The organism is Streptomyces sparsus, from assembly GCF_054776295.1.
The window spans coordinates 1-1,755 of sequence record NZ_BAAHCA010000970.1 but is presented as its reverse complement, the minus strand read 5'-3'; the positions used below and the strand labels follow the sequence as shown (position 1 = coordinate 1,755).

The 1,755-nt window shown below is 75.3% G+C and carries 1 protein-coding gene and 1 pseudogene; both read left to right on the top strand.

Features of this window, described 5'->3' with window-relative positions; translation table 11 throughout:
• Nucleotides 1–848, top strand: an 848-nt coding sequence (locus ACYVE9_RS25445; RefSeq protein WP_461030240.1) for a hypothetical protein, incomplete at its 5' end; no start/stop codon positions are given.
• 7 nt (nucleotides 849–855) lie between these two features.
• Nucleotides 856–1,755, top strand: a pseudogene (locus ACYVE9_RS25440) (type VII secretion protein EccC); the annotation flags it as partial.

The following is a 1,755-nucleotide window of genomic DNA, read 5'->3' as shown; positions in this document are numbered from 1 at the left end:
GGGACGCCGGGCTGCTGTTGCGCCGGCTGGTGGCGTCCGCCGCGCGGGACACGGCGACGGCCACCGAGACGGCGCAGGCCATCCAGCAGACCGTCACCACCGGGCGGCAGATCGCCGTGACCAGCATCCGCGGCGGCTCCGGCAAGTCGACCGTCGCCGCCCTGCTGTCCCTGACGTACGCGCACTACCGCACCGACCCGGTGCTGACCGTCGAGGCCGACCCGGCGCTGGGCACCCTGCCCCGGCGGCTCGGCGCCACCGAGGTCCGCTGGTCCTGCGCGGACCTGGCCCGCATCGTCGACCCGTCCATGAAGATCACCGAGCTCACCGGCTACCTGCTCCCGTACGCGGGCGGCGGCTGGCTGCTGCCCGGCAGTCAGGGCTCGGTCGGCGCCCAGCTGGACGTCGACACCTACCGCATCGTGATGACGTCGCTGCGCCGCTGCTTCGGCACCACCGTCGTGGACTGCGAGACGCTGCCCGCCGAGGTCGCCAGGACGGCGCTGACCACGACCCAGGCCCGCGTCCTCGTCTGCCCGGCGACCGTCGAGGGCGTCGCCGCCACCCGGACGGTGCTCGACTGGCTGGGCGGGCTGCACCGCAGCATGCTGCCGACGACGGTGGTCGCCCTGACACGTACCGCGCCCGACACCGGCCTCGACCTGAAGGCGGCCACCGACTGCCTGGAGGCCGGTGGCGCCCGCGTCCAGGTGCTGCCCTACGACCGGCACCTCGCCGCCGGTGGCGAGATACGCACCGACCTGCTCGGCCAGGCCACCCGGGAGGCGTCGGCGGCGCTCGCCGCGGCCGCCATGGACCGTGCGGTGTCCCGCACCCGGCGGCGATGAGCGCCCGATGAGCACCCGCGTCGTCCACCGGCCCGCCCGCACCACCCGTCCGCTGCCCGTCCCGGCGGAGCGGTTCGTCGAGCCGCCGCCCAACCTGCCCGACGGCAAGGGCGGTTCGGCCGCCACGTCGCTGCTGCCGATGGCCGGGGTGATGGGCTCTGTGGTGATGATGACCGTCATCCGCAGCAGCCAGTTCGCCGCCATCGGCGCGGTCGTGCTCGTCGTCGCCGTGATCGGCGGTGTGCTGCTGCTGTTCTCGCAGCGCGGCCGGGCCCAGCGCACCCGCCGCATCCAGCGGGAACGCTACCTGGAGTACCTGGAGGAGCTCCGCGAGGAGCTGAGCGCCGAGGACCGCGACCGCCGGGCCGCCGCCCGCATCCTCGCGCCGCCGCCCGAGGCCCTCCACGACCTGGTCGCCGACCCGGCCCGGTTGTGGGAACGCCGCCGCCTGGACCGGGACTTCCTCGACGTGCGCATCGGCACCGGGCAGACCCCGGTGCGGACCCTCAGTATGGAACTCCAGAGCGGCAACGTGCTCACCCCGCCCGACCGGTTCATGCTCAACGAGGCCGCCGGCCTCCAGGAGCGCTTCGCCACCGCGCCCGACATGCCGCTGACCGTGCCCCTGGACCGGGCCGGCAACGTCACCGTGATCGGCTCCCGGGAGCACGTGCTGCGCGCGGTCCGGACCCTGGCGGTGAACGCCGCCGTCTGCCACGCGCCGGACGACCTGGCGTTCGCGCTGTCCGCCCCCGAGGAGCGGATGGCCGACTGGGAGTGGGCCAAGTGGCTGCCGCACATCCTCGACCCGCAGGAGTGGGACGGCCCGGTCAACGCCCGCCGTATCGCACCCGGTCCGGGCGCGCTGGCCGCCGCACTCGCCGGTGAGCTGCGGGCCCGGGCCGCC